Consider the following 17,621-nt stretch of genomic DNA (forward strand, 5'->3'; position numbering starts at 1 on the left):
AATTTATATGCAATATGCCTATTGGCCGGCAGGCCTCATAGTGGAATATTTCATAATTCCGTTATCTTTATTTTTTACAAACCTAAAACTATGGATGTATTAGCCGTCTTTTTATTAGTGGTGATCATTATAATAATGCTGAACCACAAGGGCAGTTTAAACAATAAGATCAAAGAACTTGAATTTAGAATATTCGAATTAAAAGGTATTATTGAACAGCTTAAGATAACCCGGCCGGGTGCTGAAGATGTCAAAAAAGCAGAAGAACGGGCACCTGCAAGCGTTTCGCCTCCTGCGCCTGTTATACCACAACCTCCTGTTGAAAAAGTAAAACCTCCTGTTGAGGCAGAGATAAAACCAGAGCCTATCACGCCTCCTAAAGTTGAAAGACAACCCGAAGTTATTGAAGACAGCTTATCCATCATCAATCGCCCTATAAAAACGCGCGATTTTGAACCCGCGAAGCCTTTGCAGCCCAGGCCGTCTTTCTTTGAGCGCCACCCCGACCTGGAAAAATTCATCGGCGAAAACCTCATCAATAAAATAGGCATAGCCATCCTGGTGCTGGCCATTGGTTTCTTTGTAAAATATGCTATTGATAACGATTGGATAGGCTTAGTAGGCCGCGTGGGTATAGGCATTGTTTGCGGTGGTATTTTAATTGCTGTTGCACATGCGCTGCGTAATAGTTATAAGGCCTTTAGCTCGGTGCTTGTAGGCGGCGGATTGGCCGTGTTTTATTTTACCATAACATTGGCATTTCAGCAGTTTCACCTGTTTAACCAAACCACGGCGTTCATCATTTTAATTGTGATCACCGTTTTTGCGGTGCTGCTTTCCTTATTATATGATAAGCAGGAACTGGCCGTAATTGCATTGGTAGGTGGTTTTGCCAGTCCGTTTATGGTAAGTAACGGCAGCGCCAACTATAACGGCTTGTTTATTTATCTGCTGATATTAAATACCGGGCTGCTCATCATTGCGTACTATAAAGCATGGCGGGTGCTTAACATTGTTTCGTTTGGGTTTACGGTAATTGTTTTTTCAACGGTGCTGTATACACTTACACCTCCCACCTACCATTTCGGCTTTATTTATGCCAGCATTTTTTACGCGCTTTACTTTGTTATCAACATAGCCAACAACGTACGCGAAAACAAAAAATTCATTGCTTCCGATTTCAGCATCTTGCTTCTTAATACCGGGTTATATTTTGCTACCGGCCTGTACCTGTTAACCATGATGCATGATGAGCAATACCGCGGCTTGTTTTGTATTTGTCTGGCTGTGGTAAACCTGGTGCTTTCATACGTCCTGTTCCGCAATCGTAAGGTGGATACCAATATATTGTACCTGCTTATCGGCATTACACTCACCTTTATTTCGCTGGCTGCTCCTATTCAATTGCATGGCAATAACATTACCATTTTCTGGGCTTCAGAAACGGTGTTGCTTTATTGGCTATACCTGCGCTCGGGCATCCAGCTCATGAAATATACAGCTGTGTTTTTATGGATAGCCATGCTGCTAAGCTTATTAATGGACATGTACCAAACTTATAGTAACTACAGTTTGAGTTTGACCATAATTGCCAATAAGGGTTTCATCACTACACTTTTCGCTGCTGTGAGTTCGTTTTTACTTTCGGTATTGGTTAAAAAGGACGCAACCAAGCTGGAGCATATCGATATTTTTACCGGGCAGCTTTTCGGGGTAGCCGCGCTTGTGCTTTTATTTTTAAGCGGTCTGCTGGAAATCAATCACCAGTTCCTGAACCACTATCCGGATACCAACCTTAATATTTTATATGCGATGGTTTATACGCCAGTGTTTATATTTATCTATTATACGCTATCGCCCAAAATACAGGTTATCAATTTTAGCAGCGACGCAAAGTTTGTGATATTACTCGCCTGCCTGATTGTTTACCTGTTGCTTACGCCACAATATTATTCGCTGCAACATTTGATGCTCGAAACTAAGAAGCCGTCGACCAGCCATTTTATGGCACATTGGATAGGTGCTGTATTTATCGGTTTGTTGTTTTACAGGGTGATCCGCCTGTGTCAGCAAAGCTTGAATGAAAGTTTGAAAAAAGTATTTACCTGGGTATTAAGCGCGGGTGTCGTATTGTTTTTAAGTTTTGAGGTAAGCCTGATGAGTAACCTGATGTTCTTCAGCAAGGCCAATTCTATCGATCAAATAGAAACTGTGTATGTAAAAACCGGCTTACCCGTATTATGGGGATTGCTTTCCTTTGCGCTGATGTGGCTGGGCATGAGGTATAGATTGCGGGTAATGCGGGTGGCTTCGTTAACGCTGTTCTCGCTTACTTTATTAAAATTATTTTTGTTTGATATTAAAAACATCCCGGTTTGGGGTAAAATAGCTGCTTTCTTTTGTTTGGGAGTACTATTGCTTATTGTGGCATTTATGTACCAGCGAACAGCTAAAAAAACTATTGCCGATGATGAGGCTAAAAAAAATGAATAAGCTAACGCTTTCAACGCTGCTGCTTTGCGGAGTCATATTATCCGCATCGGCACAAAAAAAATTTAAATATAAAGCCGCGCTGCACAAGATTGACAGCACCGGTTTTTACCGTATTGGCCTACAACCCGGTTTGGTAGCGAAAGCCAAACCCGATCTGTCGGACATTCGCATTGCAGACGCGAAAGGCAACTTTGTGCCTTACATCCAGGCTGGCAGCCTGCCGCAAAGAAGCCAGAAAAGCTTTGTTGTTTTCCCGGAGATCAGCAACACGCCAAAAACTGATACCAGTACTGTTTTTATCATAGAAAATAAAACCGGGCTGGTACTCGACCGCCTTTGGATCAGGCTGCAAAACACCGCTGCAAAACGTAAAGTAAACCTGCTGGGCAGTGATGATTTGAATCAATGGTTTGCTATCCAGGAAGATATCCCCTTGCAGGAAGCTGTACAAAACAGTGAAGGTACCTACCTGCAATCGTTATCGTTTCCGGCGAGTAATTATCGCTATTTAAAAATCCAGGTAAACGATAAAAACAAAAACCCGGTTAAGTTTTTGGAGGCGGGCATTTATACTGAGTACGCGTCGACAGCGCAAAGTTACACGCCTGTTTCGCCTTTAAACATCATCCGTGCCGATAGTAATAAAACCACCTTTATCGACATTAAGCTGAACGATAATTACCAGGTAAATAAGTTGCACCTCAATATCAGCGCGCCGAGGTATTATAAACGGAGTGTTACCGTTTACCAGTTTGTAAACAATGGCAGGGAGCTCTTGAGCGAAGCCGAACTGTCATCAGATAAAACAACTGATCTGTTAATTGCTGCAAAAGCCAACCACCTGTTAATAGAGATAAGCAATGGCGATAACCAGCCGCTGAGCATCGGCGAGATCAAAGCGTTTCAATCTGACGAATATTTCATCAGCTACCTTGAAGCTAAGCAAAGCTACCGGTTCCTGGTCGGTGATTCGTTGGCTCAGGCACCGGAATATGATCTTAAGTTTTTTGCTGATAGTATTGGAGGGAACACCCCGGTTATTAAACATGAGGCTGTTGTTAAAAACACCGACTATGCAGTGGCAGTAAAACCTGCCGGGAAAGATTACACCGGATTGATTTGGGTAGCTATTATTGTTTCGTTAGGGTTGTTGTTGTTGTTGACTTTGAAGATGACCAGGGAGGTGAAGAAAAAAGAGGAGGAAAGATAAAATTTACACCCTTTAAATTTAGGATGAGATTGGATGTAGAGGCTTGCCCATCCCGGCAAACTTATACTTTAGAGCAAATAACCGTCATCAGAAACTTAGAGAGTAAATCAAAGTTTTACAAAACATCGACCATGGTTTATGGACTATCAACCACAAATCCTTACATTTGTATTGAGGTAAAAATTGGATAAAGTAAAAGTTTTAGAGAAATATCTACCGGCAGAAGCGGCCCCGCTCATTGCCCGATGGATTGACTACTTCAAGTGTGAATTTAAAATTTCGCGCAACCGTAACAGTAAATTTGGCGATTACCGTTCACCTTATGGCGGCAAAGGTCACCGTATCTCGGTTAATTACGACCTTAACCCCTACGCTTTCCTGGTAACTACAGTGCACGAGTTTGCACACCTGCATACCTGGAACGAGCATAAGCAAAAAGCCAAACCCCACGGAACAGAATGGAAAAACAATTTCAAAAAAATGATGCAGCCATTTTTTGAAAAAGAGATTTTCCCGGCAGATGTTAAGAAGGCTATTGTAAACTACCTGGATAACCCGGCGGCGTCAAGCTGCTCAGATTTGAACCTGTACCGCTCGCTGCGCAAATATGATCCCCCCAAAACATCCGAAGCAATTTTAACGGTAGAAAAGATCCCGCTTAAGGCATTATTTAAGCTAAAGGACGGCAGGGTGTTCCGCAAAGACGAAAAGCTGCGTAAGCGCTTTAAATGTACCGAAGTAGCTACTAAGCGGATCTATCTGTTTAGCCCGGTAGCGGAGGTGGAGTTGATTGAAGGGGCTACGGCGGCGTAGTACTATATAACAATCGTCATTACTGTAGGTACCAAGCAATCCCCGATGCCTTTGCCAAGCAGGTACGTCTTTTTTCATAAGATTATCAAGGCTGACAGTGGGAACATCAGGGTCCTCTAACGAGAGACCCTGATGGGACAGAAAGAGGCAACGGCGGCGTAATATTATATAACAATCGTCATTGCGAGGAACGAAGCAATCGCGAACTTTACAGGGCGTATCTGCCAATAGGAGATTGCTTCGTGCGCAATAACGATCGCTCAATCTTACCCCAAACACCCAATCAATTTATTCCGTACTTTTACCGCATGGCAAAAGTTATATCATTTGTAAATAACCCTTACCAGGAAAATACTTATATTTTGTATGATGAAACCGGCGAATGCGTGATCATTGACCCGGGCATGTATACTGCGCCCGAGCAAAACACCGTGGTTAGCTTTATCAAAAACAATAACCTCAAGCCTGTTATGCTGCTCAACACCCATTGCCATATCGATCATGTGCTGGGCAATAAATTTGTATTCGAACAGTATGGCCTTAAGCCCCGTTTCCACGTTGGCGAGTCGGAAGTATTGGCTGCTGTGGTAGCTTATGCGCCATCTATGGGTTTCCGTTACGATGTATCACCTATGCCTGATGAATTTTTGCCCGAAACCGGCACCATTCACTTTGGCAACACTACGCTACACTTGATATTCGCGCCCGGCCATTCGCCTGCTCACTTGTGTTTTTATGATAAAGAGGCTAAGATCCTGATAGGGGGCGACGTCCTGTTCAGGCAAAGCATCGGTCGTACGGATTTGCCGGGAGGTAACTTCACCCAACTGATTGATAACATCGAAACCAAGCTGTTTACCCTGCCCGATGATGTTACCGTTTATCCTGGCCACGGCCCCGAAACAACCATCGGCTACGAAAAACAAAACAATCCGTTTTTAACTTAGTTAACATCATAGTGACGTTTTACTGAGCATAAGCAAACCTGAACGCATAATTCCCACACAATTGAACACCTCCATTTACATAGCAAAGCGTTACCTGTTCTCGGGCAAAAAAATGCATGCTATCAATATTATTTCGGGTATATCCATGTTGGGGGTGCTCATTGGCAGCGCGGCATTGCTTATCATTCTTTCGGTGTTCAATGGTTTTGAAAAAGTTATCCTTTCGTTATACAGCAACTTTACACCCGAAATAAAGATAGAAGCCAAACTGGGCAAAACTTTTAATCCCAACACTCCTTATTTTGCCTCCCTGCATAAAGATGCCCGCTTATTTTCATTTACCGAGGTATTACAGGAAAAAGCCCTGATTAAATATGGCGATAAACCGTTTTTAGGCACGGTAATGGGCGTGAGCGATGATTTTTTGAAAAACAGCCAGCTCGATAGTACTATAGCCAGCGGCTCATTCACGCTTAAAAGCGGCGATCAAAATTTTGCCGTTATTGGCGCTACCATACAGGGGAGCTTAGGTATTAATGTTCATGACGAGCTTTCGCCCATGCAGATCTATTCGCCGCGGCGCGGTGCGGAAAATTCGGCCAATCCTTTAAATGAATTTGTTGTACGCAGCATTAATCCATCAGGAGTGTTTGCCATACAGCAGGAATTTGATGATATAGCTGTAACCCCCATTGAGTTTGCCCGCGACCTGCTTGACCAGCCGGTAAATGTTTCTTCACTACAGCTTAATTTTAAGCGCGGCACCAATATCGATGCCATGCAAAAAGACATCCAGGATAAAATAGGGAATGGTTTTACGGTAAAAAACCGCAAGGAACAAAACAGCGAACTTTACAAAACCCTTAATTACGAAAGCTGGGCGGTTTATATGATCCTTACCTTTGTGCTTATCATCGCAATATTTAATATCATTGGCTCGTTAACCATGCTGGTTATTGATAAGCGCAAGGACATAGCCATTTTAAGCGGGCTGGGCGCCAATAAAAATATGATCCAGGGGATTTTCTTTTTTGAGGGAATGATGATCACCGCTATTGGCTGTATTATCGGCATAACGCTGGGCACCATTTTTTGCCTGCTGCAGCAGCATTACGGATGGATAAAAATGGGGGCCAAAATGTCGGTGTTAGACTCGTATCCTATCGACCTTAAAATTAAGGATTTTGGCCTGGTACTGCTAACCGTTGGCGGCATTTCGGTAATAGCTGCCGGCATCAGCGCCCGTTTAAGTATTAAAGGATTGGATGAAATCAAACAGGATTTGTAAATTTGTTAAATGGGTATGAGGTATATCAAAGTTTTTGTTTTGCTGCTTGTTGTTATTACTGTTTACGCATGTAATAATGATGCCCATAAAAAAGACGGGGTTACGCTTTATAAAGGCTTGTATAGCGCGGGGCCCGAAATTAAATCATTTAAAGATTGCGATAGCGGCCAGGAGTTTTGGGCTGTTGACAGTTCGGCTCAGTTGGAGCTTCAGTATTCCCAACTCAATTTCGAAAAACCCTACGAACCGGTTTACGTGGAAGTTGAAGGAATCAAATCAAAATCGGGAGATGTTGGCCGCGGGTCTGAATATGACAGTACCCTTGTTGTAAAAAGAGTAGTAAAAATAACCAAAGAGATCCCGCAGGACGTATGTAATTAACCCCCTGCTGCCATTGTTAATAAAAGCCTAAAACAATAACTTAGGCTTTTGCATTAAGCATTAAACACTCATCTGCCTTATCGGCGTAACTAACAACCCATGGAATCAAAACGTCAGCAAAAATTTGCCGGAGTAATACAGGAAGACCTTGCAGCTATTTTTCAGCGCGAAGGCATGAATTATTTGCCTAATACACTGGTAACCATAACCAAGGTACGTGTAACGCCCGATTTGGCCATAGCCCGTATATTTTTAAGCTTTTTGGGCAATCCTAATGTGCAAACCGCTTTGCATACCATCAAATCGCACGCTTCGGAGATCAGGTACAAACTGGGCGCCCGCATCAAAGACCAGGTAAGGATCATTCCGCAGCTTGAGTTTTTTGTTGATGATACCAGCGAATACGTTGAGCGTATGGACAAGATCTTTGATAAGATCAGCAAAGAGGAACGTCAGCCCGATACCGAAGAAAACTAATAACCACTGATGGACCGGCACACGCTGTTTGCTAATTACGTTAACAATCATCCCGAAGCCATTGGCAAAGTGGTTGATTTTGATGCAGATCATGACCGCCTTTATCATTTTGACCTTACCGCCGCCAATAAGGAATTGACGGCTGAGGTTATTAACAAGCCGTGGATGTTTAGCCAGTTAGTGAACGAAAAGCTGCATGACAACAATTGCCGTTACGGTATTGGCGGGTATATGGAACACCGTACCATTTATGCTTTTAGCAGTCATTTTGACACAGATGATGAGCCCCGGCGCCTGCATTTGGGCGTCGATATCTGGAGCGATGCCGGAACGCCGGTATATGCCCCGCTTGATGGCATTGTACACAGTTACCAGGATAATAATACCATTGGCGATTACGGCCCAACCATTATTTTACAACACGACCTTGATGGCTTAACACTTTATAGCCTGTATGGGCATTTAAGCCGCAAAAGCCTGAAAGGGCTTTTTAAAGATATGCCTGTGTCTAAAAACAGCCAAATAGCAACCATTGGCAATGCTGATGAAAACGGCCATTGGCCACCGCATTTGCATTTCCAGCTGATGTTTGATATGGAAGGTAAACAGGGCGATTATCCCGGCGTAGCTAAGTTTTCAGAAAAAGAGATCTGGCAGAAGAATATACCTGACCCCGGTTTGATATTGAAGTTTCCGCAGGCGGTGAATGTAGGGTAGCGCCCCGTAGAGATGCATAATTGCGTCTCCCTCACAATTCTTAGCTGGCGCAAGTTTTGTGTGATTGCAAATGCTGGGGTAACTTGTGCCTTCTGCTCTATGTAAACGTATAACAGGATTTAGCATTTAAACTGTAAACTTTTTTTAGGACGATACAGTCATTTTTCCGTTAATACCGTAAACTTAAAATCAAGCGGTTCAAACAGGCGGATAAGCTCATCAATAAAAGTTTGCCCCCATTTTACATACATGAGGCCGAAGTTTTCAGAACGCTCCTGCAGGCTGTCTTTCGGGAAGAGCTCGGCTTTAACGGCGGTCAGCTGCTCCAAGCGTACACTGTAATTTCTTTTTTCGGCACGGATCAGCTTCTTTTCAAGGTTATCCATGGCCTTTTTAAGGCGGGCCTGTACAGCCGCCGCTGATGGTGAAAGTGTAGGATCGATTTTGTATGCGCGGAGTTTTATTTTCTCAAAAAGGTTTTCCATTTCGCGCCATTCTTCAGCAATGCTCAGGTTATGGTCGCTGTGCTTTTTGATCCAATAGGTTTGCAGGGCATCGCTTTGTTTAAACAGGTCTATAGCGTCAAGGTTCATACGTTCAACCTTGGCGGCCTGTTCTTTTTTGATCACCAAAGCCGAGTTGCGAAGGATGAGGATAGGGAAATCAATTTTATAATGATCAAAATTGGATTTCAACTCGAGCCAGTAAACTACCTCTGCACCACCACCGATGTAGGCAATGTTTGGTAAAATACATTCCTGGTACAGCGGGCGCATCACCACATTAGGGCTAAAGTGTTCGGGATATTCGGCGATCTCCTTTTTCAGCTCAGCTTCAGTAAACCTGATTTCGGTATTGAGCACATGATAGCTGTCATTTTCGAAAACTATCCGCTCGCGAAGCTGATCTTTCAGGTAAAAGAAATTGATCTCGCGTGGGTTAACCTGGATGTGTACACCAAGCTCATGCAGCTTTTGGTTGGTTTCGGTAATGTTTTTAAAACTATGCTGACCGATGATGTCCTGCTCCATAATAGGCGCGAACTCTTTTTTAAATTCATGGTCATCGGCATCGATGATCACCAAACCATATTGTCCGAAAAGTGAATTAACAAGATATCTGGTAGCATCAGCAAGTTTATCAAATTTGGTATAGGCAGTTTCAACAATTTCGGCAAGGTCAGTAGCGTGACCTTCCATGCCTAAAACGCCTTTGTATTGGTTAAGTGCCTGGCGCATGCTCACCGGGTCGATACGACCTGTGGCTCCCGAAGCCTCATACCACCAGTGTACTTTTTTACCGCCAATGTTAGTATAGTTGATCTCGGCAAAGTCGTGGTCTTCGCTGGCCATCCAGTAAACAGGAACAAAATTTTTATCGGGATGGGCGGTTTTCAATTGCTGCGCCAGTTTAATGGCCGTTGCAATTTTATAAAGGAAATATAAAGGTCCGGCGAAGATATTCAACTGGTGGCCGGTTGTAATGGTATAGGTATTATCTTGTTTTAACAGCTCCAGGTTTTGGGCTGTAAGGGCAGTTGAATAAGTACATAATTTACCCGGCTCTTTGCCTAAACACTCGTACTGCTTAGTTAAAACACGTACCAGCACTGCGCGGTCAGCAACTACCTTTTTGTTTTTCAAAAACTCCGCAAAACCGGCCATATCCGGGCGGTAACCATAAAAAGGGCGTAGTTCGGGTTTATTGTCGATATATTCGGCAACTGTGCTTGAAAAAAAACCGGTGTCTTTATAACTTATACAGGATGCGTCCATTGTTGATTTCGGGTTTTGGATGCTCAGTTCAGATTTCCCCTAAAACAAAACATCAGCAAATAAAATTAAATGCTGATGTCGAAATTAGATTATAAATCGCAAATCGCTTTACAGCCGACCGCAAATTAACATTATTTTACAATTTGTCCATAAAGGTCAAAGTCTTCGGCGCTCTCTATCTTTACGTTAACAAAGCTGCCAACGGTAGCATAATCAATGCTGGCATCAATCAAAACTTCGTTATCAACCTCAGGCGAATCAAATTCTGTACGGCCAACAAAATAGCCACCATCCTTTTTGTCAATCAGTACTTTATAGGTATTGCCGATCTTTTCCTGGTTTTTATCAAAAGAAATGCCCTGCTGGATTTCCATAATGGCATCGGCACGCTCCTGTTTTACTTCTTCAGGTACATCATCAACCAAAGTATGGGCGTGGGTCTTTTCCTCGTGCGAATAGGTGAAACAGCCCAAACGGTCGAACTTGGTATCCTCAACCCATTGTGCCATCTCTTCAAAATCCTGCTGGGTTTCGCCCGGGTAACCGGTGATTAACGTAGTACGCATAGCAATGCCCGGTACACGATCGCGGATCTCGTTCACAATATCAATGGTTTTTTGCTTGGTAATACCGCGGCGCATCGATTTCAGCATGTTATCGGTGATGTGCTGCAACGGCATGTCAAGGTATTTACAGATGTTTTCGCGCTCGTTCATCACATCCAATATTTCCATCGGGAAACCTGAAGGATAAGCGTATTGCAACCTGATCCACTCGATACCGTTCACATCCGATAAACGGCGAAGCAACTCATCCAGGTTGCGTTTGCCGTAAAGGTCGAGACCGTAATAGGTTAAATCCTGTGCAATCAGGATCAGTTCTTTTGTTCCGTTTTTAGCCAATTTCTTAGCATCCTCAACCAGTTGCTCAATAGGCGAGCTCAGGTGCTTGCCACGCATCAGCGGAATAGCACAAAATGAACAGGGACGGTTACAACCTTCAGCAATTTTAAAGTAAGCAAGGTGCGAAGGTGTGGTTAATAAACGCTCGCCTATCAACTCGTGTTTATAGTTTGCGCCTACAGTAGCTAATAAATTTTGCAGGTCATTAGTGCCGAAGTAGGCATCAACATTGGTGATCTCAGCTTCAAGTTCGGGTTTATAGCGTTCGCTCAGGCAGCCGGTAACAATCACCTTGCCTACTTTGCCCTGCTCCTTAAGTTCGCTGTATTGCAGAATAGTATCTATCGACTCCTGCTTGGCATTATCAATAAAGCCACAGGTATTAATTACTATAATATCATTTTTGCCTACCTTCTCGGCCTCATGCACCACATCAAACTGGTTGCCCTTCAGTTGGCCCATTAATATCTCCGAATCGTAAATATTTTTTGAGCAACCTAACGTAACCACGTTTACACGGGGTTTGGCCTGTTTAACTGATGGATGGGAAATTTCTTTTGTCTTCATAACACACTAATCATTGAGGGAAGCCCCTCTAAATCTCCCCCGGTAGGGGAGGCTTTCAAGTTCATTTAGCCCTCCCTACCGGAGAGGGTTGGGCTGTTATTGCTTAAATAAGCTATCTACAAACGCCTGCCTGTCAAACAGCTGCAGGTGATCTATTCCCTCGCCAACACCTATATATTTAACCGGAATCTTAAACTGATCTGATATTCCTATAACCACACCACCTTTAGCTGTACCATCCAATTTGGTTAGCGCCAGCGCGTTTACGTTGGTAGCTTCGGTAAACTGCTTGCATTGCTCAATGGCGTTTTGCCCGGTTGAGGCGTCCAGTACCAGCAGTATCTCGTGCGGAGCACCGGGGATCACCTTTTGCATCACGTTCTTGATTTTGGTTAGCTCGTTCATCAGGCCAACTTTGTTGTGCAAACGGCCGGCAGTATCTATAATAGCCACATCATCGCCATTGGCCACAGCCGAACGAAGGGTATCATAAGCAACCGAAGCCGGATCGGAACCCATAGCCTGGGCAACAACTTTTACACCAACACGTTCGCCCCAAAGTTTAATCTGGTCAACCGCGGCTGCGCGAAAGGTATCGGCGGCACCTAAAACAACCTGGTTGCCGGCCTGCTTTAGTTTATGGGCCAGCTTGCCTATAGTAGTGGTTTTACCTACGCCGTTAACGCCAACTACCATAATTACGTATGGCTTATGATCGCCATATTCAAAATTACGGAAGTCGTTACTGTTGTTTTCGGCAAGCAGTTGCTGAATTTCATCTTTTAACAGGGCGTTCAGCTCGTTGGTGCTTACGTATTTATCGCGGGCAACACGGGCCTGGATCCTGTCAATGATCTTGAGCGTGGTGCTTACGCCAACGTCGGATGTAACCAGGATCTCTTCCAGCTCATCCAACACATCATCATCAACGGTTGATTTACCGGCGATGGCTTTGGTGATCTTTGAAAAAAAGTTATCCTTGGTTTTTTCCAAACCGGTATCAAGCGCCTGCTGTTCCTGCTGCGTGTTTTCCTTTTTCTTAAAAAAATCAAATAATCCCATGGTGATCAGAATTCTCAGAATTATAGAATTTTCTGAATTTAAATATGTTTTCAGAAATATCAGATATTAATTCAAACAGCATTCTGTCAATTTATTAATTCTGTAAATTCTGATTCAGACAACATTCAACAAAAAAAGCCCTCTCGTTAAAACAAGACGGCTTCAATATTTTAATCACAGAGTGATTATATAGTTTTACCTGCAATTGCATCCTTAACTAAATCGTTAGGGACAATTTGCTCTTTGAATGAATAAGCACCAGTTTTAGGTGATTTATTCATGGTGATCACTTTTGAATATTCTTTGCCTTTACCTGCTACTTTCAGCGTTGCAACTACTTTCTTTGCCATGTTGTTTAATTATTGATTTAGTGAATTAATTGAGTTGGCTATATCAAATTAAAACTTAATGAGCCAATCAATCCGGTCAACTAATTATTTAATCTCTTTGTGAACGGTTACTTTCCTCAAAACAGGGTTGAATTTTTTCAACTCTAATCTTTCAGTTGTATTTTTTTTGTTCTTAGTGGTGATATAGCGAGACATGCCTGGCATACCGCTTGTTTTGTGTTCGGTGCACTCTAAAATCACCTGAACCCTGTTGCCTTTTTTTGCCATTTTCTTTTTATGTTGTACGTGTCACCTCACGGCTTACGTAATTTTTCAATTTTATTATACTGCTAAACTTGAAAGCCAACTACTAAATGTAGCCTTTTTTAACAAATTTATTGATGCAGGCGGTAATACCGTTTTTGCTGATAGTTTTTACAGCAGAAGTAGATACCTTTAAGGTAATCCATTTATCTTCTTCAGGAATATAAAACTTTTTAAGTTTCAAGTTAGGATGAAACCTGCGTTTTGTTTTAACGTTTGAGTTTGAAACGTTGTTACCTACGATAGATCCTTTTCCTGTTAGATCACAAATTCTTGACATGACAAATATTTTTAATTATCAACCCTTTATCCAAAAAGAGTTTGCAAATATCAGACTTTTAAATCAAATATTCAACAGTGATTTGAAAAATTTTCAAAAAAGATTTACAGCAGTGCAAGGCGCTTATCTATTTAGCTAATAACAGGTTATTTTTACCTGTGCTTACTGTTGTCTGAACCCAGATCCTGTAATTGGATCAATTAACAGAATGCTAAATAAATTCGATGAATTCTTTTAGTTTCATCAAATCGGGTTCACACAAAATCGGCAAATAATTTTAATCAGTGATTATAGCGCGCTGGTTCGGCCCGGGCTTCTTACCTTATCTCCGCTCAGGAGTTCCGTTGGATGTAGGCTCAATGACGTGCTGAGAGGCAGTTTTATATCACAATTATCGGGTTCTTAAAATCAATTACTTACGAATTAAGTAACAACTCTGCCACTTCCTCACCTACCAAGCTCCCCATGGCAACGCCCATGCCATTGCATCTCACAGCGCAAAAAATATTAGGTCGTACTTGGTTTACTATCGGGCTGATCTCCTGCCCGAAACCCATGATGCCGCTCCACCAATAATCAATCTCTACATTTTGGCCAGGGAGGATCACCTCGTTCAGATAGTTTATCAATTGCTGTTTAACTTCATCGGTATGGCCAAAATCCCAGGTTTCTTCCGCTTTATAATTGAGGTTACGGCCGCCGCCAAACAATACCCGCCCGTCAATATTGCGGAAGTAGTAATAACCCTGATTAAAATGATAAGTGCCTTTAAGTTTTAACCCGGGAACAGGCCTGGTAACCATTACCTGTCCGCGGCCGGGCACTACATCGAGCTGAGGATATAGCTGGCTTGCAAAGGCATTGGTAGCCAGGATCACTTTGCCCGCTTTAAAAATACCTTGCGAGGTACTTAGCCTGATGTGCTGATCTTCCTGCCCGATAACGGAAATACTACAATTGTTAAGTACCAATACGCCAAGTTGGTATGCTTTATATAAAAGAGCACGCATCATTTTGCCTGTGTGGATCTGCCCTTCAAAAGAGTTGTATATGATATGCTTCACTTTATTGAAGCCAAAATCTGCAATTTTTTCATCGGCTACTGAATAAATGTCAGCCCGGCCTATAGCTTGTTGTATTAATTTGTTAAGGTGGTCTATTTGATCAATAGAATTACGTGCATGGGTTTCCTCATGATCCATAAACAGTTCATGCCCGCCATATTGATAATAATCGATGTTAGCGTCACCCAAATTTTCCCTTAAACGTTGCAGCCCTTTCCACTTGTAAGCTACCAGGTGCATGGCCTCTGTTTCTGATGAATGATTTATTGCTTCAATTTGTTCCGAAACTGTACCAAAACAGGCAAAACCAGCGTTTTTAGTACTGGCACCTGACGGTAAGAAGCCGCGCTCCAACACTAAAACTTTTAAGGTTGGTTGTTGTTTTTTTAACTGAAGGGCGGCGCTAAGGCCAACAAGTCCGCTGCCAATAATGATAACATCGGCATTATCAGTAAAGGCTGTACGCTCCCAGTATGAAAATGATGGCTCCAACATGTTCAAAAATAGCTATTCGGGAAGCAAAAACTTTGAGGTAACCTAATGCTTTTAAAATTTTTTGCTTAAAGCGGAATAGTTTTTGAACAAGCGCTGTAACGTTTGTAAGGTTTCAACCTACTTAGTTTTAACTTAATATTTATCAATCATATGAATCACATGTCATTAATTATGGGATACATCGCGCCGAACTCGGCCTGGTTCCTGATGATTATTGTTGCCCTGGTAAGCTTTATTGTACAATGGCGGTTCAGGAGTAAAATTAAGCAGTATTCTGAAATTGGCTTAATGTCTGGCTTATCGGGGCAGGAAGTAGCCGTGAAGATGCTGCGTGCGCATGGTATTTTTGATGTACAGGTAATTTGTGTTGAAGGACAGCTTACGGATCATTATAACCCCGAAACAAAAACAGTGAACCTGAGCACCGATGTTTTTTACAGCCGCAGCATTGCCGCTGCCGCTGTCGCCGCACACGAATGCGGCCATGCCGTACAACACGCCGAGGCTTATGGCTGGTTAAGTTTCAGATCGGCTATGGTGCCCGTTATCAACGTGGCATCAACTATTACCCAGTGGACTTTGTTCATCGGCATTATGCTGTTATTCTTTTCGGGTAGCCCTTATGTTTTGGCGGTTGGTGTTGCCGCGCTTGCATTGGTTACATTTTTTAGCTTTATAACCCTGCCGGTTGAGTTTGATGCAAGTCGCCGGGCGTTAGCGTGGCTGGATAACAATTATGCTGTAGTACAAACCGGACAAGAACATGAAATGGCAAAAGATGCCCTCTGGTGGGCTGCCATGACCTATGTAGTTGCCGCGTTGAGCGCTTTGGCTACGCTGGTTTACTATGCTTCATTTTTGTTTAACAGGAGGAATTAAGCTTCAAGAGGCAAGAAATCAAGATTCAAGAGACAAGAAAAAGAAGTCTTTTGCGTTGATGTCAAATGAAAAGCCCTAACCGATTATTCAGTTAGAGCTTTTCTATTTTTAAATTCTTTCTCTTTTCTCTTGAATCTTGACTTCTTGCTTCTTTACTTATTTCTTGAATTCTTGCCTCTTTATCAATTCAACCTGTATGGTGCTATCAGATAAAACTCAGGGATTTGTACATTGAAGTTGGCGTTATCCAACAGGCGGATCATGTGGTATTCGCCTTTCATGTTGCCCATGTCGGTTTTAAGGTTACAGCCTGATACATACTCATGGGTATGGCCCGGCTCAATAACAGGCTGCTGACCTACTACACCTTCGCCTTCCACTTCGCGCTTTGCACCGTTTGAGTCAAATATATACCAGTGACGGCTCATCAACCTGATGGCGTAGTTGGTCATATTTTCGATGCTTACCTTGTAGGCAAACATAAAATGATCGTTTGCCGGGTTTGAATACTCCGGCTGATATATGGTTTCGATGGAAACCTTAACACCCTCAGTTATAGTGGTAACCATGTGACAAGTATCGTTTATTTCAAATATATGGAAAGGGAGCAAATATTAAGCCATTTCGATGGCATATTTTTCTTCGATCTCGGCCAATATCTGGTCAACTGCTTCAAGGTCAGGGGCAGTAACAAAACGCATCCTGAACTCTTTGAAATGATCTATACCTTTAAAGTAGTTAGAGTAATGCCTGCGCATCTCAAAAATGCCCGTTTTAGGGCCTTTCCACTCTATTGATTTGTATAAATGGGCCCGGCAGGCTGCAACGCGCTCGGCAATTGTTGGCTTATCCAGGTATTCGCCGGTTTTAAAAAAGTGCTTTATTTCGCGGAAAATCCATGGATAACCAATCGCCGCACGACCGATCATCATGCCGTCAACCTCATATTCCATACGCCATGCGGCGGCCTTTTCGGGCGAATCGATGTCGCCATTGCCGAAAATGGGGATTTTTATCCGCGGATTTTTTTTGATATCCCTGATCAACGACCAATCGGCTTCGCCTTTATACATCTGCGAGCGGGTACGGCCGTGTATGGTAAGTGCCTTGATCCCCACATCCTGCAAGCGTTCGGCAACTTCGTAAACATTTTTGGTGTTATCGTCCCAGCCAAGGCGGGTTTTTACAGTTACCGGCAAATGCGTGGCCTCAACAACCGCTTTGGTCATGGCAACCATTTTATCAATATCCTGCAATAAACTTGCACCGGCACCTCGACAGGCCACCTGTTTTACCGGGCAGCCATAATTAATATCCATTAAATCGGGATTGGCCAGCGTAGCTATTTCAGTAGCTTCGCGCATGTGGTCAATATCACTGCCGAAGATCTGGATGCCGATAGGCCTTTCGTATTCAAAAATATCCAGCTTTTGCCTGCTTTTTGCCGCATCGCGGATCAGGCCTTCGCTTGAAATAAACTCTGTATACATCATATCCGCGCCGTTTTGCTTGCACACATAACGGAAGGGTGGATCACTCACATCCTCCATCGGTGCCAGCAGCAGCGGGAACTCCCCTAAATCAATATTTCCTATTTGTACAGACATCCTTATCTTTA

The 17,621-nt window shown here is 43.0% G+C and carries 18 protein-coding genes; 9 read left to right on the top strand and 9 right to left on the bottom strand.

What is annotated here, in order from left to right; genetic code table 11:
- The first annotated feature begins 90 nt into the window (after window positions 1-90).
- The 8 genes from BLS28_RS11870 to BLS28_RS11905 all read left to right on the top strand — a co-directional run bounded on the left by BLS28_RS11870 (window position 91) and on the right by BLS28_RS11905 (window position 8,326).
- Window positions 91-2,493, top strand: coding sequence for a DUF2339 domain-containing protein (locus BLS28_RS11870; RefSeq protein ID WP_091167082.1), 2,403 nt, complete (start codon window positions 91-93; stop codon window positions 2,491-2,493).
- On the top strand, window positions 2,486-3,703 hold the full coding sequence (locus BLS28_RS11875) for a hypothetical protein (RefSeq protein WP_176844439.1): 1,218 nt from the start codon (window positions 2,486-2,488) through the stop codon (window positions 3,701-3,703). Before BLS28_RS11870 ends, BLS28_RS11875 begins: the two co-directional genes overlap by 8 nt.
- A 183-nt stretch (window positions 3,704-3,886) precedes the next feature.
- Window positions 3,887-4,516: a SprT-like domain-containing protein gene (locus BLS28_RS11880; RefSeq protein ID WP_090532317.1), complete on the top strand. Its 630-nt coding sequence runs from the start codon at window positions 3,887-3,889 to the stop codon at window positions 4,514-4,516.
- Between the two features lie 308 nt (window positions 4,517-4,824).
- Window positions 4,825-5,463: an MBL fold metallo-hydrolase gene (locus tag BLS28_RS11885; RefSeq protein WP_091167088.1), complete on the top strand. Its 639-nt coding sequence runs from the start codon at window positions 4,825-4,827 to the stop codon at window positions 5,461-5,463.
- 61 nt (window positions 5,464-5,524) lie between these two features.
- The gene (locus BLS28_RS11890; protein ID WP_091167091.1) at window positions 5,525-6,751 is read left to right on the top strand and encodes an FtsX-like permease family protein; all 1,227 of its coding nucleotides are present in this window, start codon (window positions 5,525-5,527) and stop codon (window positions 6,749-6,751) included.
- Between the two features lie 15 nt (window positions 6,752-6,766).
- Window positions 6,767-7,132: a hypothetical protein gene (locus BLS28_RS11895; RefSeq protein WP_091167632.1), complete on the top strand. Its 366-nt coding sequence runs from the start codon at window positions 6,767-6,769 to the stop codon at window positions 7,130-7,132.
- A gap of 99 nt (window positions 7,133-7,231) precedes the next feature.
- Entirely contained in the window at window positions 7,232-7,609 is a 378-nt protein-coding gene (gene rbfA / locus BLS28_RS11900) for a 30S ribosome-binding factor RbfA (RefSeq protein ID WP_090532309.1), read from the top strand.
- 9 nt (window positions 7,610-7,618) lie between these two features.
- Complete coding sequence (locus tag BLS28_RS11905) at window positions 7,619-8,326, top strand: peptidoglycan DD-metalloendopeptidase family protein (RefSeq protein ID WP_091167094.1); 708 nt, start codon at window positions 7,619-7,621, stop codon at window positions 8,324-8,326.
- A 158-nt stretch (window positions 8,327-8,484) separates the two neighbouring features.
- On the opposite strand, the gene bshC is transcribed toward BLS28_RS11905, so the two are convergent.
- The 7 genes from bshC to BLS28_RS11940 form a co-directional block, all read right to left on the bottom strand.
- On the bottom strand, window positions 8,485-10,101 hold the full coding sequence (bshC, locus tag BLS28_RS11910) for a bacillithiol biosynthesis cysteine-adding enzyme BshC (protein WP_091167097.1): 1,617 nt from the start codon (window positions 10,099-10,101) through the stop codon (window positions 8,485-8,487).
- A 131-nt stretch (window positions 10,102-10,232) separates the two neighbouring features.
- Window positions 10,233-11,570, bottom strand: coding sequence for a 30S ribosomal protein S12 methylthiotransferase RimO (gene rimO, locus BLS28_RS11915; RefSeq protein WP_091167099.1), 1,338 nt, complete (start codon window positions 11,568-11,570; stop codon window positions 10,233-10,235).
- A gap of 96 nt (window positions 11,571-11,666) precedes the next feature.
- Window positions 11,667-12,632, bottom strand: coding sequence for a signal recognition particle-docking protein FtsY (ftsY, locus tag BLS28_RS11920; protein WP_091167102.1), 966 nt, complete (start codon window positions 12,630-12,632; stop codon window positions 11,667-11,669).
- Window positions 12,633-12,817: 185 nt separating this feature from the next.
- Entirely contained in the window at window positions 12,818-12,982 is a 165-nt protein-coding gene (locus tag BLS28_RS11925; protein ID WP_090532298.1) for a DUF4295 domain-containing protein, read from the bottom strand.
- A gap of 84 nt (window positions 12,983-13,066) precedes the next feature.
- The gene (gene rpmG / locus BLS28_RS11930; protein ID WP_022830075.1) at window positions 13,067-13,249 is read right to left on the bottom strand and encodes a 50S ribosomal protein L33; all 183 of its coding nucleotides are present in this window, start codon (window positions 13,247-13,249) and stop codon (window positions 13,067-13,069) included.
- An 82-nt stretch (window positions 13,250-13,331) separates the two neighbouring features.
- Entirely contained in the window at window positions 13,332-13,565 is a 234-nt protein-coding gene (rpmB, locus tag BLS28_RS11935) for a 50S ribosomal protein L28 (RefSeq protein WP_022830076.1), read from the bottom strand.
- 416 nt (window positions 13,566-13,981) lie between these two features.
- Window positions 13,982-15,124, bottom strand: coding sequence for an NAD(P)/FAD-dependent oxidoreductase (locus tag BLS28_RS11940; RefSeq protein ID WP_091167104.1), 1,143 nt, complete (start codon window positions 15,122-15,124; stop codon window positions 13,982-13,984).
- Between the two features lie 171 nt (window positions 15,125-15,295).
- Here BLS28_RS11940 and BLS28_RS11945 point away from each other — a divergent pair, with 171 nt between their 5' ends.
- A complete protein-coding gene (locus BLS28_RS11945) occupies window positions 15,296-16,003 on the top strand; it encodes a zinc metallopeptidase (protein WP_256337406.1) in 708 nt (235 codons plus the stop codon).
- Window positions 16,004-16,185: 182 nt separating this feature from the next.
- On the opposite strand, the gene apaG is transcribed toward BLS28_RS11945, so the two are convergent.
- Window positions 16,186-16,572: a Co2+/Mg2+ efflux facilitator ApaG/CorD gene (gene apaG / locus BLS28_RS11950; RefSeq protein ID WP_090532292.1), complete on the bottom strand. Its 387-nt coding sequence runs from the start codon at window positions 16,570-16,572 to the stop codon at window positions 16,186-16,188.
- A gap of 45 nt (window positions 16,573-16,617) precedes the next feature.
- The gene (gene dusB, locus BLS28_RS11955) at window positions 16,618-17,610 is read right to left on the bottom strand and encodes a tRNA dihydrouridine synthase DusB (RefSeq protein WP_091167108.1); all 993 of its coding nucleotides are present in this window, start codon (window positions 17,608-17,610) and stop codon (window positions 16,618-16,620) included.
- Window positions 17,611-17,621 lie beyond the last annotated feature (11 nt).

Origin of the sequence: Mucilaginibacter gossypii, from assembly GCF_900100945.1 — a bacterium.
GTDB classification, from domain to species: domain Bacteria; phylum Bacteroidota; class Bacteroidia; order Sphingobacteriales; family Sphingobacteriaceae; genus Mucilaginibacter; species Mucilaginibacter gossypii.

Bases quoted from the DNA above. Each gene is read 5' to 3' on its own strand.
- BLS28_RS11870 (WP_091167082.1), top strand. From the start codon at position 91: ATGGATGTATTAGCCGTCTTTTTATTAGTGGTGATCATTATAATAATG.
- BLS28_RS11875 (WP_176844439.1), top strand. From the start codon at position 2,486: ATGAATAAGCTAACGCTTTCAACGCTGCTGCTTTGCGGAGTCATATTA.
- BLS28_RS11885 (WP_091167088.1), top strand. From the start codon at position 4,825: ATGGCAAAAGTTATATCATTTGTAAATAACCCTTACCAGGAAAATACT.
- BLS28_RS11895 (WP_091167632.1), top strand. From the start codon at position 6,767: ATGAGGTATATCAAAGTTTTTGTTTTGCTGCTTGTTGTTATTACTGTT.
- rbfA (WP_090532309.1), top strand. From the start codon at position 7,232: ATGGAATCAAAACGTCAGCAAAAATTTGCCGGAGTAATACAGGAAGAC.
- BLS28_RS11905 (WP_091167094.1), top strand. From the start codon at position 7,619: ATGGACCGGCACACGCTGTTTGCTAATTACGTTAACAATCATCCCGAA.
- bshC (WP_091167097.1), bottom strand. From the start codon at position 10,101: ATGGACGCATCCTGTATAAGTTATAAAGACACCGGTTTTTTTTCAAGC.
- rimO (WP_091167099.1), bottom strand. From the start codon at position 11,570: ATGAAGACAAAAGAAATTTCCCATCCATCAGTTAAACAGGCCAAACCC.
- ftsY (WP_091167102.1), bottom strand. From the start codon at position 12,632: ATGGGATTATTTGATTTTTTTAAGAAAAAGGAAAACACGCAGCAGGAA.
- BLS28_RS11925 (WP_090532298.1), bottom strand. From the start codon at position 12,982: ATGGCAAAGAAAGTAGTTGCAACGCTGAAAGTAGCAGGTAAAGGCAAA.
- rpmG (WP_022830075.1), bottom strand. From the start codon at position 13,249: ATGGCAAAAAAAGGCAACAGGGTTCAGGTGATTTTAGAGTGCACCGAA.
- rpmB (WP_022830076.1), bottom strand. From the start codon at position 13,565: ATGTCAAGAATTTGTGATCTAACAGGAAAAGGATCTATCGTAGGTAAC.
- BLS28_RS11940 (WP_091167104.1), bottom strand. From the start codon at position 15,124: ATGTTGGAGCCATCATTTTCATACTGGGAGCGTACAGCCTTTACTGAT.
- BLS28_RS11945 (WP_256337406.1), top strand. From the start codon at position 15,296: ATGGGATACATCGCGCCGAACTCGGCCTGGTTCCTGATGATTATTGTT.
- apaG (WP_090532292.1), bottom strand. From the start codon at position 16,572: ATGGTTACCACTATAACTGAGGGTGTTAAGGTTTCCATCGAAACCATA.
- dusB (WP_091167108.1), bottom strand. From the start codon at position 17,610: ATGTCTGTACAAATAGGAAATATTGATTTAGGGGAGTTCCCGCTGCTG.